This is a genomic window from Thermomonas sp. S9 (assembly GCF_024704365.1).
Taxonomy (GTDB): domain Bacteria; phylum Pseudomonadota; class Gammaproteobacteria; order Xanthomonadales; family Xanthomonadaceae; genus Thermomonas.
Genome location: NZ_JAJDFY010000001.1, coordinates 632,220 through 646,542 on the forward strand (window position 1 = coordinate 632,220; position 14,323 = coordinate 646,542).

General features: G+C 70.2%; 10 protein-coding genes and 4 pseudogenes. 6 read left to right on the forward strand and 8 right to left on the reverse strand.

Annotation, left to right across the window (positions count from 1 at the left end; all coding sequences use genetic code 11):
* The first annotated feature begins 120 nt into the window (after nucleotides 1-120).
* The 4 genes and pseudogenes from LJB71_RS03075 to ygiD all read left to right on the forward strand — a co-directional run bounded on the left by LJB71_RS03075 (nucleotide 121) and on the right by ygiD (nucleotide 6,187).
* On the forward strand, nucleotides 121-1,110 hold the full coding sequence (locus tag LJB71_RS03075) for an IS5 family transposase (RefSeq protein WP_066708478.1): 990 nt from the start codon (nucleotides 121-123) through the stop codon (nucleotides 1,108-1,110).
* A 282-nt stretch (nucleotides 1,111-1,392) separates the two neighbouring features.
* The gene (locus tag LJB71_RS03080; protein ID WP_259303040.1) at nucleotides 1,393-3,984 is read left to right on the forward strand and encodes a TonB-dependent receptor; all 2,592 of its coding nucleotides are present in this window, start codon (nucleotides 1,393-1,395) and stop codon (nucleotides 3,982-3,984) included.
* 167 nt (nucleotides 3,985-4,151) lie between these two features.
* Nucleotides 4,152-5,274: pseudogene (locus LJB71_RS03085) on the forward strand (NADH:flavin oxidoreductase/NADH oxidase).
* 43 nt (nucleotides 5,275-5,317) lie between these two features.
* On the forward strand, nucleotides 5,318-6,187 hold the full coding sequence (ygiD, locus tag LJB71_RS03090; RefSeq protein ID WP_259303041.1) for a 4,5-DOPA dioxygenase extradiol: 870 nt from the start codon (nucleotides 5,318-5,320) through the stop codon (nucleotides 6,185-6,187).
* 35 nt (nucleotides 6,188-6,222) lie between these two features.
* Here the strand turns inward: ygiD and LJB71_RS03095 are convergent, their stop codons facing one another.
* The 6 genes and pseudogenes from LJB71_RS03095 to LJB71_RS03115 all read right to left on the reverse strand — a co-directional run bounded on the left by LJB71_RS03095 (nucleotide 6,223) and on the right by LJB71_RS03115 (nucleotide 10,043).
* Entirely contained in the window at nucleotides 6,223-6,642 is a 420-nt protein-coding gene (locus tag LJB71_RS03095; protein ID WP_259303042.1) for a type II toxin-antitoxin system death-on-curing family toxin, read from the reverse strand.
* 6 nt (nucleotides 6,643-6,648) lie between these two features.
* Nucleotides 6,649-6,870, reverse strand: a complete 222-nt coding sequence (locus tag LJB71_RS03100; protein WP_114960651.1) for an AbrB/MazE/SpoVT family DNA-binding domain-containing protein — start codon at nucleotides 6,868-6,870, stop codon at nucleotides 6,649-6,651.
* Between the two features lie 129 nt (nucleotides 6,871-6,999).
* Nucleotides 7,000-7,440, reverse strand: a complete 441-nt coding sequence (locus tag LJB71_RS14500) for an FtsX-like permease family protein (RefSeq protein WP_310649431.1) — start codon at nucleotides 7,438-7,440, stop codon at nucleotides 7,000-7,002.
* Nucleotides 7,377-8,792 (reverse strand): FtsX-like permease family protein, encoded by a 1,416-nt coding sequence (locus LJB71_RS03105; RefSeq protein ID WP_259303043.1) that lies wholly within the window; start codon nucleotides 8,790-8,792, stop codon nucleotides 7,377-7,379. The genes LJB71_RS14500 and LJB71_RS03105 overlap by 64 nt, the downstream gene beginning before the upstream one ends.
* 69 nt (nucleotides 8,793-8,861) lie before the next feature.
* Entirely contained in the window at nucleotides 8,862-9,401 is a 540-nt protein-coding gene (locus tag LJB71_RS03110) for a hypothetical protein (RefSeq protein ID WP_259303044.1), read from the reverse strand.
* 14 nt (nucleotides 9,402-9,415) lie between these two features.
* A pseudogene (locus LJB71_RS03115) lies at nucleotides 9,416-10,043 on the reverse strand (ATP-binding cassette domain-containing protein).
* A 124-nt stretch (nucleotides 10,044-10,167) separates the two neighbouring features.
* On the opposite strand from LJB71_RS03115, the gene LJB71_RS03120 reads away from it, so the two are divergent.
* Nucleotides 10,168-10,707: a GDSL-type esterase/lipase family protein gene (locus LJB71_RS03120; protein WP_259303045.1), complete on the forward strand. Its 540-nt coding sequence runs from the start codon at nucleotides 10,168-10,170 to the stop codon at nucleotides 10,705-10,707.
* A 138-nt stretch (nucleotides 10,708-10,845) separates the two neighbouring features.
* Complete coding sequence (locus LJB71_RS03125; protein WP_259303046.1) at nucleotides 10,846-11,154, forward strand: hypothetical protein; 309 nt, start codon at nucleotides 10,846-10,848, stop codon at nucleotides 11,152-11,154.
* 128 nt (nucleotides 11,155-11,282) lie between these two features.
* Here LJB71_RS03125 and purD read toward each other — a convergent pair.
* A pseudogene (gene purD, locus LJB71_RS03130) lies at nucleotides 11,283-12,565 on the reverse strand (phosphoribosylamine--glycine ligase).
* Between the two features lie 147 nt (nucleotides 12,566-12,712).
* Nucleotides 12,713-14,312: pseudogene (gene purH, locus LJB71_RS03135) on the reverse strand (bifunctional phosphoribosylaminoimidazolecarboxamide formyltransferase/IMP cyclohydrolase).
* Nucleotides 14,313-14,323: the final 11 nt, after the last annotated feature.

The window sequence follows — 14,323 nt, forward strand, 5'->3', positions numbered from 1 at the left end:
CGCGGACCCGGTGCCACAGATTCGGGCCGAAGGCGATTGCGCTTGTAATAATTCTGCTAGGGAAGGTCTGCAAAACCTTCCTGCCAGCGGGCCAGACTGCCGGGATGGGACAATAGCGACATGAAGCAGATGAGTCTGGAGGCGCCGATGTATACGGGCTTTGAGCTGCGCGCCAAGCGCACCCGCAAGCGTGCGTTTTTGGAGCAGATGGACCGTGTGGTGCCGTGGGCAGAGTTGGTCGCACTCATCGAGCCGTATGCGCCGAAGGCGGGTCCCAAGGGTGGGCGGCCACCCTTTGCGGTAGAGAAGCTGCTGAGGATTCATTTTTTGCAGCAGTGGTTTGGTCTGTCGGACCCGGCGGTGGAGGAAGCCTTGTACGACACGCCGCTGCTGGCGAGCTTTGTTGGTCTGGACCTGGGGGTGGATGTCGTGCCGGATGAGAGCACCATCCTGCGCTTTCGCCACCTGCTGGAGCAACACGGCCTGAGCCAGCGTATCCTCGAGACGGTCAATCGCATCCTGACCGAGCGTGGCCTCATGCTCAAGAGCGGCACCATCGTGGATGCCACGCTCATTGCTGCTCCCAGCTCGACCAAGAACGCCCGCCGTGAGCGCGACCCTGAGATGCACCAGACGAAGAAGGGCAACCAGTGGTACTTCGGCATGAAAGCGCACGTTGGGGTCGACGCCGAGACAGGGCTGGTACACACGGTGGTGGCCACCGCTGCCAACGTCTCGGATGTGACGCAGGCGCATCGGCTCTTGCACGGGCAAGAGACCGACGTCTTTGCCGATGCGGGCTATCAGGGAGTGGACAAGCGAGCGGAAAACCAGGGCAAGCAAGTCGCTTGGCACGTGGCCATGCGGCCGGGCAAGCGCCGGGCATTGGACAAGCGCACTTTTCTTGGCCAGGTGATGGATGCCTTGGAACGCACCAAGGCGCGCATTCGTGCCAAGGGTGAGCATCCGTTTCGGGTACTCAAATGCCAGTTTGGCTACCGCAAGACGCCCTATCGAGGCTTGGCCAAGAACGGCGCGCAGCTCAACGTCCTGTTTGCGCTGGTCAATCTGTGGCTGGCGCGCAAAGCCTTGCTGGCTGCGACGGGATAAGTGCGCCCGCAGTGGGCTCACTGGGGCCGGATGAGGCTGCAGAGGGCCCACGAAGGGGCTTGCTGGAGCCCAAGAACCGTTCAGCATCTGTTTCGATCCCATCCTACGAAACGATATTGACCCTGAACTCGTCGCCACGAACGAGTGGGCGGGGTAGTGCAGAGGTTCCCTAGATTCCGACGCGGGCAACCGCCATTCGGGGGGCGAGTGCGCGTTTGCCGGGTGATTGCAGCTCATCTCAACGAGGGGAGTGTCATGTCTTTGAGAAAACGTGATGTTGCAGTGCCTGTCCGTTGCACCGTATTGGCCGCTGCGCTGCTGTGCGCGCTGTCGGCACAGGCCCAGGATTCCGGGGCGGCCAACAAGGCCAGCAATAAGGATCAGAAGAAAGAGGGGGTGACCCAGCTCGAATCGGTGGTCGTGACCGGAACCCACCAGGCGGGCCTGTCTCCGGTCGAGTCGATCTCGCCGATCGACAGTTTCAGCGCCGCCACCCTGCAGAACCAGGGCTCCGCGGATATCACCGAGACGCTCACCCGCATCGTGCCATCGCTGAATACACAGCGCTTCCCGATCGCCGACGGCACCGCGTTCGTGCGCCCGGTGACGCTGCGCAACCTCTCGCCCGACCAGACCCTGGTGCTGGTGAACGGCGTGCGCCGGCATCGTTCCGCGCTGGTGAACCTGCAGCTCGCGCCGCTCGGCACCGTCAACCAGGGCGCACAGGCGGTCGATTTCTCCGCGATTCCCGCCAGCGCGGTGCAGCGGGTCGAGGTGCTGCGCGACGGCGCCGCGGTGCTGTATGGCTCCGATGCCATCGCCGGCGTGGTCAACGTGATTCTCAAGGACAGCCCCGAGGGAGGCGGCGTCAGCCTCCAGTATGGCAAGTACGGCAAGGGCGATGGCGCGCGCTTGCGCATCGATGCCGATGCCGGCTTTCCGCTGGGGGCAAGCGGCTTCGTGCATGTGAGCGCCGAGCGCGACACCTCGGACCTCACCTCGCGCGGGGTGCCGCGCGCGGATGCCGCGGCGATCGCCGCGATCGTCGGGGCCGACAAGGTGCCGTATAACGGCTATGGCCAGCGCTGGGGCGATCCGGACATCCGCGCCAACAAGCTGTTCGTCAATGCGGGACTCCCGCTGGAAGGCGACAAGGAGCTGTATGGCTTTGGCAGCTACATGGACAACAAGACGCTGTCGGGCTTCTTCTACCGCGCACCGGTGCTGCCGCCGCAGTTCCAGATCAACGGCCGTTCCACCCTGATCCACGATGGCAACGGTGATTTCCTCCCCGACAATGCCCCGCAATCGCTGGTGGATGCCATCGTCAACGCCGGCCTCAATCCGGCCGATTACCTCACCGCCGATGCCAACAGCCCCAGCGGCTGGGTCGAGCTGAATCCGATCTATCAGAAGTTCCCAGGCGGCTACAGCCCGCTCTTCGGTGCCAATATCTCCGACTATGAGATGGTCGCCGGCGTGCGGGGCGGCATGTCGGGCGATTTCCAGTGGGACGTGCATGCCCGCCGCGGCCGCAACAAAATCGATTACCGGCTGGAAAACTCGATCAACCCCAGCCTCGGACGGCTGTCGCCGACCTCGTTCCGGCCGGGCACGCTGATCCAGGAGGAAACCGAGTTCGGTGCGGATTTCGTGCAGCACTTCGGCGATTCACCGATGACGCTCGCCTATGGCGCGCAGTGGCGCGATGAAACCTACAAGATCGGCACCGGTGACGCGGCTTCGATCGCGGTCGGGCCGACGGCGGCGGTGTTCGGCGTCGGCTCGGACGGGTTCCAGGGCTTCTTCCCCGATTCCGCCGGCACGTTCAAGCAGGGCAGCTACTCGGCCTACATCGATGCCGAAACTTCGTTGACGGAAAAATGGTCGGCGGCCCTGGCCGGTCGTTATGAGCATGCGGAGCGTTTCGGTTCGTCGTTCGTCTACAAGCTTTCGAGCCGCTACGCTTTCACCGACAGGTTCTCCGTGCGCGGCACCTACAACACCGGGTTCCGCACCCCGACCCCGGGGCAGGCGTTCACGCTCAACGTCACCACGACCGCCGATGCCAGCGGCAACCTGATCCCGAGCGGCACCTATCCGGTCTCGCACCCGGTGGCGCAGGCGCTGGGCGCGCAGCCGCTGCAGACGGAGAAATCGCGCAACTTGAGCGTGGGCGCTGTGTGGCTGCCGCGCGAGAATGTCACGGTCACGCTGGACGCCTACATGATCCGCGTGCGCGACCGCATCGGCCTGATCACCAAGACGGTGGACCAGAACGCGGTGAATGCGCTCAATGCGCAGAACTATCCGAATGCGAATCTGCTGCTCGGCAGCGCGGCCAGCTATTTCGGCAATGCCTTCGATTCGCACGTGCGCGGCGTCGATTTCGTGATCGACACCCGTCATGACGTATGGGGTGGCGTGCTCAACGTGGACTTCCGCTACAACTACAACAGGCAGGACGTGGTCCGCGTGAAGCCGGGCACCATCAATGGCGACCGCATCTACGACCTCGAGCACCAGGTGCCGAGCAACCGCGCGGTGCTCTCGTTCGACTACGGGCGCGACCGCTGGCATGGCGTGCTGCGGGTCAACAACTACGGTGGCTGGAGCACCACCGGCGGGCTGTTCGGCAATGGGGATGCCTCCGATGCGGTCGGCTACAGTGGCAAGACGCTGGTGGATCTGGAAGCGCGCTACAAGTTCAACGACGCCATCGAGCTGGCGGTGGGCGGCGACAACGTATTCGACGTCTACCCGGGCAAGGAACAGAACCCGGTGCTGCAGTTCCTGGGCGTCAAGTACGCGCTCACCTCGCCGTTCGGCTTCAACGGCGCGTTCTGGTATGCCAGGGTGAGCGTGAAGTTCTGACCACCTGACCGGCCCTGCCAGGGCCGCCAATACCGGGCCCGGCGACTGCCGGGCCCGGTCGTTTGCAGGCGAGGGAAAGAAGCGTTGCAGCGTCGCGCTTGATGCCCGGGTCGGCGGGCGCGGATAGTGGACGCTCGCCTCGTTTTCGATTCCCCTGGAGTCCGCCCATGCCGCACCTGTTCGCGCCGCTGCCCCTCGGGCCGCTGCCGCTGGCCAACCGCATCGTGGTGGCGCCGATGTGCCAGTACGCCTGCGCCGACGACGGCTGCGCCAACGACTGGCACGTGCAGCACTGGGGCATGCTGGCGCAGTCGGGGGCCGGGCTGCTGCTGACCGAGGCCACCGCGGTGTTGCCGGAAGGGCGCATCAGCTGGGCCGATCTCGGTCTGTACGACGATGCCTGCGAAGCGGCGTTCGCGCAGGCGCTGGCCGGGGTGCGCCGGTGGTCGCCGCTGCCGGTGGGCGTGCAGCTGGCGCATGCCGGGCGCAAGGCCTCCACCCATCGCCCGTGGGAGCAGGGCGGGCGCGCGATCGCGCCGGACGCCGCGCACGGCTGGCGCACGCAGGCGCCGTCCGCGCTGGGATATGCGCCGGACGATCCCACGCCGCAGGCGCTGGACGCCGCCGGCATCGCGCGCGTGGTGCGGGCCTTCGCGGACGCGGCCCGGCGCGCGGCGCGGCTGGGGCTGGAGGTGATCGAGCTGCACGCCGCGCATGGCTATCTGCTGCACCAGTTCCTGTCGCCGCTGAGCAATCAGCGCACGGACGGCTATGGCGGCCCGCTGGAGCAGCGCATGCGGCTGCTGCTGGAGGTGTTCGACGCGGTGCGTGCGGCGGTGCCGGAGGCGATGCCGGTGGGCGTGCGCATCTCCGCCACCGACTGGGTGGACGGCGGCTGGGACCTGCCGCAGAGCATCGCGCTGGCGAAGGTGCTGGACGCGCGCGGCTGCGCCTACATCCACGTCTCCAGCGGCGGGCTGCATCCGGCCCAGCAGATCGCGCCGGGGCCGGGCTACCAGCTGCCGTTTGCCGCGGCGATCCGGCGCGAAGTGGCGATGCCGGTGATCGGGGTCGGCCTGATCACCACCCCGGAGCAGGCCGAGGCCGCGCTGGCGCAGGGCCAGGCCGACGCCATCGCGCTGGCGCGCGCTGCTGTGGAACCCGCGCTGGCCGTGGCACGCCGCCGCCGCGCTGGGCGCGCAGGCGGATGCCTCGCCGCGCTACCTGCGCGCGTTGCCGCACGGATTGCCGCGCACGCTGCTGCGCGCGGCCGGCGGCAGCGCCGATTGACCCGCAACGCCACCGTCCCTTCCGCCACTGCCGGAGCCGCGCCATGACCGCGATCCCCCTGATGCCCGCCGCTTTCCTCGGCCACGGCAGCCCCATGAACGCGCTGGAGGAAAACCGCTACAGCGCGGCGTGGCGCGCCTTCGGCGCGGCGGTGCCGCGGCCGCGCGCGATCCTGGCCATCTCCGCGCACTGGCACGTGGATGCGCTGGCGGTGACGGCGATGCCGAATCCCCGCACCATCCACGATTTCTACGGCTTCCCGCAGGCGCTGTTCGGCCTGCAGTACCCGGCGCCGGGGCTACCGCAGCTGGCGGAGGAAGTGGCCGACACGGTGGCGCCGGACTTCGTGGTCGGCGCCGACCGCGACGCATGGGGTCTCGACCATGGCACCTGGTCGGTGCTGGTGCACGCGTTCCCCGACGCCGACATCCCGGTGGTGCAGCTCTCGCTGGACGCGCGCAAGCCGCTGGACTGGCACCTGGCGCTGGGCGCGAAGCTGGCGCCACTGCGTGCGCGCGGCGTGCTGATCCTGGGCAGCGGGAATCTCGTGCACAACCTGCGCGCGCTCGACTGGGCGCAGCCGGAGGGCGGCTTCGACTGGGCGCGCCACTTCGGCGAGGATGCCCGCGCCCTGATGGCCGAGCGTCCGCACGATCTCCCCGCGCTGGCGGCGCATCCGGAGTTCGCCAAGGCGGTCCCCACCGACGAGCATTTCCTGCCGCTGCTCTACCTGGCCGGCCTGTCCGCCACCGCGGGACGCGCGCCCGAGGTGCTGGTGGACGGATTCGCCTACGGATCGCTGTCGATGGCCGCGTTCACCCTGGATGCGGATTGCCCGCGCGCCGCGGCCGGCGGTGCGGCCGCGGCGGCCGCCTTGCCGCGCGACGTGGCGCCGGAGGACGCCAACATCTGAGCGCGCGCCCGGGCGTGCGCCTGCCGGGGTGCCGGTCAGCGCGGGGCCGCCTCGTGCACTGCATCGCGCCCCGGCAGGCGCAGGCGCGGACGCAGCCAGTCGGCGAGTTCGGATTCGTCCAGCGAGCCCTCGGCCAGTGCGATATACACCGGATACAGCTCGGCATCATCCGCCAGCAGGGTGGCGCCATTGAGGGCGAGGAACACTTCGCAGGCCACCGCGGCCGTGCGCTTGTTGCCGTCCACGAACGGATGGTTGCGCGCCAGGCCGAAGGCCAGGCTGGCCGCCAGGTCGGCCAGATCCGGCGGCGGGTCGCCGTAGGCCTGCCGCTGCTGCGGGCGCGCCAGCGCGGACTGCAGCAGGGCCTCGTCGCGCACGCCTTCGCGGCCGCCGTGCTCGGCCAGCTGGCGGCCGTGGATGGCAAGCGCCAGCGCGCGGTCGATCCAGACCAGCACGGCGGCTTACTCGGCCAGCTTGCGCAGCAGGCCGCGGCGCTCGCGCATGATCCGCTCCGCCACCTCCATCTTGGCCGCGAAGTCGGGGTCGTAGGTGGTCAGGCGGATGCCGTCCGGGGTTTCCAGCGCGTACAGCTCGTCGCCCTTGTCCAGACGCAGGCGGGCCAGCAACTCCTTGGGCAGGATGACGCCGGCGGAATTGCCGATGGCGGTGATCTTGAGCTTCATGGCGGGCCTCGCGGTTGTTATAACTAATGTTATAAGATGGCCGCGACCTGCGCAATCCGCCGCGCGCAGGCTCAGCCGGCGCCCAGCGTCTCGCGCACGCTGGTATGCAGCTGGCGGCGCAGGCCTGCTTCAGCCGGCCAGCATCGCCGCCAGCATCCCGCCAACGGCACCGATCGCCAGCGTGCTGCCGCTCCAGCTCGGCGGCAGGTCCAGCACGCGTTGGGCGAACAGCACGCCGATGCCAGCCGCTGCCAGCGCGGCGATGCCGCCGGCGATCGCGCCGATCGCGCCGAATTCCACCAGCTGCGCCAGCCGCAGTTGCGCGCTGCTGGCACCCAGCGTGCGCAGCACGCCTAGCTCGGTGATGCGCTCGCGGCGGGTCGCCGCCACCGCCGCCACGAACACCAGGCAACCCGAGAGGAAGGCGAACCAGAACACCACCTGGATCACCCGCGCGGCCTGGTCGCCGATGCGGCGGATCTCGCCGGTGATTGCATCGATGTCGATCACGTTCGCATTCGGCACCGCCTGCGCCAGCGCCACCGCCAGCCGGGTGTCGCCCACCGGCACCTTGACCGCGGTGATGTAGGTGGCCGGCAGATCGCGCGCCAGGTCCGGCGAGGCCAGCACGAAGAAGTTCGGGGTGAAGCTTTCCCAGCGCACGTCACGCAGGCTGGTGATGCGGCCTGCGATGCGCCGGCCGGCGACGTCGAACGCCAGGGTGTCGCCCAGCCGCCAGCGCAGCTGCTCGGCGAACTTGGTCTCCACCGAGAATTCATTGCGCGCGGTCTGCGGGTTCCAGAACGCGCCGGCGCGCAGGGTGTTGCCGGTGGGCAGGGCAGCGGCGGTGGAGAGGTTGAACTCGCGGTCCAGCAGGAGCGCGCCGCGCCCTGCGGCGCCGGCCGCCCGCGCTGCTGCGCGCTCGGGCCGACATAGCGGGCGCGGATCAGCGGTGAAAAGCTGGCTGGGCGCAGGCCCAGGCGCGCCAGCACCGCGTCGAACGCGGCCCGCTGGTCGGGCTGCACGTTGATCACGAAGCGGTTGGGCGCATCCGCGCGCACGCTGGCCTGCCACTGGTCCCACACGTCGGTGCGCACCAGCAGGAGCAGCAGCAGCGCCATCAGGCTCAGGCCCAGCGCCACCACCTGAGCGATGGTGAGGCGGCGCCGGCGCGACAGGTTGAGCAGGGCATAGCGGACGATCCCGCTGCCGGCCCGGCCGGCGCGCGCCACCAGTGCCGCCAGCGCCCAGCCGGCCAGACCCAGCACCGCCGCGGTGGCCAGCAGGCCGCCCAGCAGCACCGCGCCGGTGGCGGCATTGCCGGCGGCCTGCCAGAACAGCGCCAGCAGGCCACCCAGCGCCAGTGCGAACAGCAGCAGCGCCGGCGGCGAGGGCGTGCGCAGGTCCTGGCGCAGCACCGCCAGCGCACTGACCCGGCGCAGCGCCAGCAGCGGCGGCAGCGCGAAGGTGGCGAGGATCCACAGCCCGACCAGCCCGCCCTTCAGCAGCGGCCAGGCGCTCGCTGCGGGCAGCGCAGTCCCCAGCGCACGCGCGACCCACAGTCCGGCCAGCTGCTGGGCCAGCAGCGCCGCCGCCAGCGCCAGCAGGATGGCGACCGCGCCGAGCAGCGCCAGCTGGCCCACGTACAGGCCGACGATCGCGCGCTGGCCGGCGCCCAGCGCGCGCAGGGTGGCGGCGATCGCGCGGTGGCGCTCGGCGTGTTGGCGTGCGGCCATGCCGATCGCCACCGCCGCCAGTGCCAGGGTCAGCACCAGCGACACCGCGAGGAAGCGCTGCGCGCGATCCAGCGCGAGCTTGAGCTGCGGGTTGAGGTCATCGCCGGTCTCGACCCGGTCGCCAGGCCCGCGCGCGGCCTCGCGCGCCTTCACCCAGGCGTTGACGGCCGCCGGCGGGCCGGCCACCGTCACCCGCCAGCGCGCGCGCGCCGGGGCCGAGCAGGCCGCCGGCCTCGACCTCGGCCAGCGGCAGGATCACCCGCGGGCCGAGGTCCACGCCGTTGAGCGGGCGGTCCGGTTCCTCCAGCACGATCCCGGCCAGCCGCAGCGGGCGGCCGCCGACCTCGACCAGCCCGCCCGGCTGCACGCCCAGGCGCGCCGCGCCGCTGGCGCTCGCCACAGCGTGCCCGGCGCTGGCCGCGGCAGCCGCCGCACGCCATCCGGCGCGCGCACGGTGTACGGCCCCAGCAGCGGCGGATCGCTGGACAGCGCCTTCAGCATGCCCAGCTCCGGCACCCCGCCGCGGCGGCCGACCATGCTCGCCAGCTCGACGCTGCGGTAGGCGTGCAAGCCCAGCCGCTGCGCGTCGCCCAGCGCGGCGGCGATGGCGCGGTCGTCGCTGGTGAACGCGGCATCGCCACCGACCAGCCGCCGGCTCTGTTCGGCGAGCGCGTCGCTGGTGCGCTGGGCAAGACTGCCCACCCCGGCCAGCGCCAGCACGGCGACGAACAGCGCCGCCAGCAGCACCCCGAATTCGCCATTGCGCCAGCCCGACCAGGCCTGGCGCGCGGCCATCCGCGCCAGCCGCCTCACGGCAGCAGCCGCCCGGCATCCAGCCGCAGCTGGCGGTCGCAGCGCGCGGCCAGGCGTTCGTCGTGGGTCACCACCACCACCGTGGTGGCGCGCGCATCGTCCATCCCGAACAGCAGGTCCTCGATCGCCTGCCCGGTCTTGCGGTCGAGGTTGCCGGTGGGTTCGTCGGCGAACAGGATCCGTGGCCGGGTGGCGAACGCGCGGGCGATGGCCACGCGCTGCTGCTCGCCGCCGGAGAGCTGGCGCGGCAGGTGGTGCAGGCGCTGGCCGAGACCGACCTGCTGCAACAGCGCGCGCGCCGCTTCGGTGCCGGATTCGCCGCGCAGTTCCAGCGGCAGCGCCACGTTGTCGAGCGCGCTCATCGCCGGCATCAGCTGGAAGTTCTGGAACACGAAGCCGACCGCGCGCGCGCGCAGGGCGGCGCGGGTGTCCTCGTCGCTGGCGTGGATCGGCGCGCCGTCCAGCTCACACCTCGCCGCGGCTGGGCAGGTCCAGCCCGGCCAGCAGCGACAGCAGGGTGGTCTTGCCGGAGCCGGACGCGCCGACGATGGCCACCCGCTCGCCGGGGGCGATGTCGAGATGGATGCCGTCGAGGATGGTGAGCGCGCCGTCCGGCAGCGCCACCGTCTTGCCGACGTCGCGCGCACGCAGGCGGCCGCGGCCGGGCGTGCTAGCGTTGCCGGCATCCAGGCGGGGAGACGAAGCGATGGCGTCGGTGCGACGGGCGTGGGGATCGGGAATGCTGGCCATGCTGGCGATGCTAGCCGCATTCGCCGCGCAGGCGCGTGAGCAGGTCGTACTGGTCATGGGCGATTCCCTTTCGGCGGCCTACGGCCTGCGCCCGGAGCAGGGCTGGGTGGCGCTGGCGGACGCGAAGTCGGATCGTTACACCTTCCGCAATGCCAGCGTGTCCGGAGAGACGACGGCCGGCGGGCGCAGCCGGATCGACGCCGAGCTGGCGCGCACCCGGCCCGACATCGTGATCATCGAGCTCGGCGCCAACGACGGCCTGCGCGGGCTGCCGCTGGAGCAGATGGGCGCCAACCTCGGCGGGATGATCGGGCGCAGCCGCGCCGCCGGCGCGCGCGTCCTGCTGGTCGGGCTGCAGCTGCCGCCCAATTTCGGCCCCTATGCGCGCGAGTTCCAGCGCAGCTACGTGCTGATCAGACCAGCGCCTGCACACCGGGCTGGTGCCGCATTTCCTCGCCCCGCTGGGCATCGAGCGGCGCTGGTTCCAGGCCGACAACCTGCACCCCACGGCGCAGGCGCAGCCGCTGCTGGCCGATGAAATCCTGCGCGCGCTGGATGCGCTGCCGCCCGCGCCCCGCCGCCCCTGAATCTTCGCAGCCTCCCCGCCGGCGGGGTTGGGGTGTTGCACTTAGTGAAGTTGAGCTAGGCTGATGTGTCGGTCACCAAGGAGCACCCCATGCGCGCGTTGAAATCCCTCGTCGCGTCCTTCTCGATCATCGCTTCACTGGGCGCTGGCAATGCGATCGCCGGCAACACGTATCAGGTGTCGGCCAGAATCAACGAGCGCGGAGCGACCGTGGCAACGCCCACGCTGGTCGTCAAAGCCGGCGCGCCTGCGTCGGTTGTCGTCGCTGGCGATAAGGGCTATCGGCTGACGATCCAGGTAGATTCTGCGGAGGGCGGAGTCGTGGATGTCACGGCACGGGTGGAGACCGCCGCCGGCAAGGTCGACAGCACCTTGAGTGGAGCCTTGAGGCGCCCATGACCGTTGCAGCCGGTGACATCGGCCTGGAGGTCATGGTTACCGCGGTTGAGGGCGCGGAAAACCCCCGGAGTTGAGGGGCGAGGCGGTCTGGAGCCCAGTTCCGGCGGGAACGCTGCGTGCTGCCGGTCTCAGGCGCGGTCGAGCGCGCGATGGCCGATGTCGCGGCGGTGGAACGCATGCGGCCAGGTAATCGCCGCGACGCCCGCATAGGCGCGCTGCTGGGCCGCGGCCGCGTGCTCGCCCAGTGCGGTGACGCATAGCACGCGCCCGCCCGCGGTGAGGATGCGGCCGTCGGCGTCCAGCGTGGTGCCGGCATGGAACACCTTGATGTCGCCGGGCACCGCGTCCAGTCCCTGGATCACCTCGCCGGTCACCGGCGTGCCGGGATATGGGCGGCTGGCCATCACCACGCCCAGCGCGGCGCGCGCATCCCACTGCGCCTGTGCCGTATCGAGGCGGCCGTCCAGCGCGGCCTCGACCAGTTCGACCAGGTCTGACTGCAGGCGCAGCAGCACCGGCTGGGTCTCGGGGTCGCCGAAGCGCACGTTGAACTCGATCACCTTGGGCGCGCCGCCGCCGTCGATCATTAATCCGGCGTAGAGAAAGCCGGTGAACGGGGTGCCGTCGGCGGCCATGCCGCGCACGGTGGGCTCGATCACCTCGCGCAGGATGCGGGCGTGTACTTCGGGAGTGACCACCGGCGCCGGCGAATAGGCGCCCATGCCGCCGGTGTTGGGGCCGGTGTCGCCATCGCCCACGCGCTTGTGGTCCTGGCTGGTGGCCATCGGCAGCGCGTGGCGGCCGTCCACCATGCAGATGAAGCTGGCTTCCTCGCCTTCGAGGAACTCCTCGATCACCACCCGTGCGCCGGCCTCGCCGAAGGCATTGCCGCTGAGCATGTCGCGCACTGCGGCCTCGGCCTCCTCGGAGCCGTCATCGCCACGGTCACGCCCTTGCCCGCGGCCAGGCCGTCGGCCTTGACCACGATCGGTGCGCCCTTCTGCCGGACATAGGCCAGCGCCGCGTCGACGTCGTGATGCACTTCGTAGAACGCGGTGGGAATGCCGTGGCGCGCCAGGAAATCCTTGGCGAAGGCCTTGCTGCCTTCCAGCTGCGCGGCGGCGGCGGTGGGCCCGAAGATACGCAGGCCGGCGGCGCGGAAGCGGTCCACCACGCCCGCCACCAGCGGCTGCTCGGGGCCGACCACGGTCAGCGCGATGCCCTTGCGCCGTGCCAGCGCCAGCAGGCCGTCGAGGTCGCTGGCCTTCACCGCCGCGTTGCGGCACTTGGACTCGCGCGCGGTGCCGGCATTGCCGGGCGCGACGATCACCTCGGACACCCGCGGCGACTGCGCCAGCTTCCAGGCCAGGGCGTGCTCGCGGCCGCCGGAACCGATGACGAGGATTTTCATGCTGCATCACCTGCCGATTGTCTGGAGGAATCCAGCCCCCTGAGTCAGGGGCGATTCGCGCCAGAGGCGCGAATGGGGGTGTGGCCGCGCGGGCGGGGCCCGAAGTTTGCGCGGCAAACTTCGGGATTGATGCCGGCGCAGCCGGTATCAATGCCGGAAGTGGCGCACGCCGGTGAACACCATCGCGATCCCGTGTTCGTCCGCCGCGGCGATCACCTCGGCGTCGCGCAGCGAGCCGCCCGGCTGGATCACCGCCGCGATGCCGGCCTCGGCGGCGGCGTCGATGCCGTCGCGGAACGGGAAGAACGCATCGCTGGCCATCACCGAGCCCGGCACCGCCAGCCCCGCGTCCTGCGCCTTGATGCCGGCGATGCGTGCCGAATACACCCGGCTCATCTGCCCGGCGCCGACGCCAATGGTGCGCTGGTCCCTGGCATATACGATGGCGTTGGACTTCACGAACTTGGCGACCTTCCACGCGAACAGCAGGTCGGCGAACTGCGTTTCGGTCGGCGCCCGCTTCGTCACCACCTTCAGCGCGTCGCGCGTCACCACGCGGTCGTCGCAGGTCTGCATCAGCAGCCCGGAATTGACGCGCTTGCTGTCGATGAAGCCCGGCGACGGCGGCGCCAGCGCGATCCTCAGCACGCGCACGTTGGCCTTCTTTTTCGCGTAGGCCAGCGCTTCGGCGTCGTAGTCGGGCGCGATCAGCACTTCGACGAACTGGCGGTCGAGGATGGTCTTGCAGGTGACACCGTCCAACGGGGTGTTGAAGGCGAGAATGCCGCCGAACGCGCTGGTGGGGTCGGTGGCATAGGCGCGCTCGTAGGCATCAAAGCAGCCATTGCCAACGGCCACGCCGCAGGGATTGGCATGCTTGACGATCACGCAGGCCGGCGCGTCGAACTGGCGCACGCATTCCCACGCGGCATCGCTGTCGGCGATGTTGTTGTAGCTGAGCTCCTTGCCCTGCAGCTGTTCCAGCGTCGCCAGCGAGCCGGGCGCGGGCCATAGGTCGCGGTAGAACGCCGCCTGCTGGTGCGGGTTCTCGCCGTAGCGCAGGTCCATCACCTTGACGAAGGTGCCGTTCGCCTGTGCCGGGAACATCGCGCGCACCGGGACCGAGACGGAGGCGTCGGTGATCGCAGAGAGGTAGTTGCTGATCGCGGCGTCGTATTGCGCGACGCGGTTGAACGCCGCCACCGCCAGCGCGAAGCGGGTCTGCGCAGAGATCGCCCCGGCGTTGGCATCGAGCTCGGTCAGCAGGTCTGCGTACTGCGCCGGGTCGGTCACCACCGCGACGCGCGCGAAGTTCTTGGCCGCGCTGCGCAGCATCGCCGGGCCGCCGATGTCGATGTTCTCCACCGCCTCCGCCAGCGTGCAGTCCGCGCGCGCGGTCACCGCCTCGAACGGATACAGGTTCAGCACCAGCAGGTCGATGGCGTCGATGCCGTGCTCTGCCATCACCGCCTCGTCCACCCCGGCGCGGCCGAGCAGGCCGCCGTGCACCACCGGGTGCAGGGTCTTGACCCGGCCGTCCATCATCTCGGGGAAGCCGGTGATCTCGCTCACGTCCTGCACCGTCAGGCCCGCCTCGCGCAGCGCGCGCGGTGCCGCCGGTGGAGACCAGCGCCACCCCGCGCGCCGCCAGGGCGCGGGCGAGGTCGAGCAGGCCGGTCTTGTCGGAAACGGACAGCAGGGCGCGGCGAACGGTCACCGGCGCGCCGGGAAAGGCATCGGCAGACATGCAGGGGGTGA

Excerpts from the sequence above, each read along its gene's own strand:
- LJB71_RS03100 (WP_114960651.1), bottom strand. The coding sequence starts at position 6,870 with ATGAAGCTCAAGATCACCGCCATCGGCAATTCCGCCGGCGTCATCCTG.
- LJB71_RS03125 (WP_259303046.1), top strand. The coding sequence starts at position 10,846 with ATGCGCGCGTTGAAATCCCTCGTCGCGTCCTTCTCGATCATCGCTTCA.
- LJB71_RS03075 (WP_066708478.1), top strand. The coding sequence starts at position 121 with ATGAAGCAGATGAGTCTGGAGGCGCCGATGTATACGGGCTTTGAGCTG.
- LJB71_RS03120 (WP_259303045.1), top strand. The coding sequence starts at position 10,168 with ATGCTGGCGATGCTAGCCGCATTCGCCGCGCAGGCGCGTGAGCAGGTC.
- LJB71_RS03110 (WP_259303044.1), bottom strand. The coding sequence starts at position 9,401 with ATGGCCGCGCGCCAGGCCTGGTCGGGCTGGCGCAATGGCGAATTCGGG.
- ygiD (WP_259303041.1), top strand. The coding sequence starts at position 5,318 with ATGACCGCGATCCCCCTGATGCCCGCCGCTTTCCTCGGCCACGGCAGC.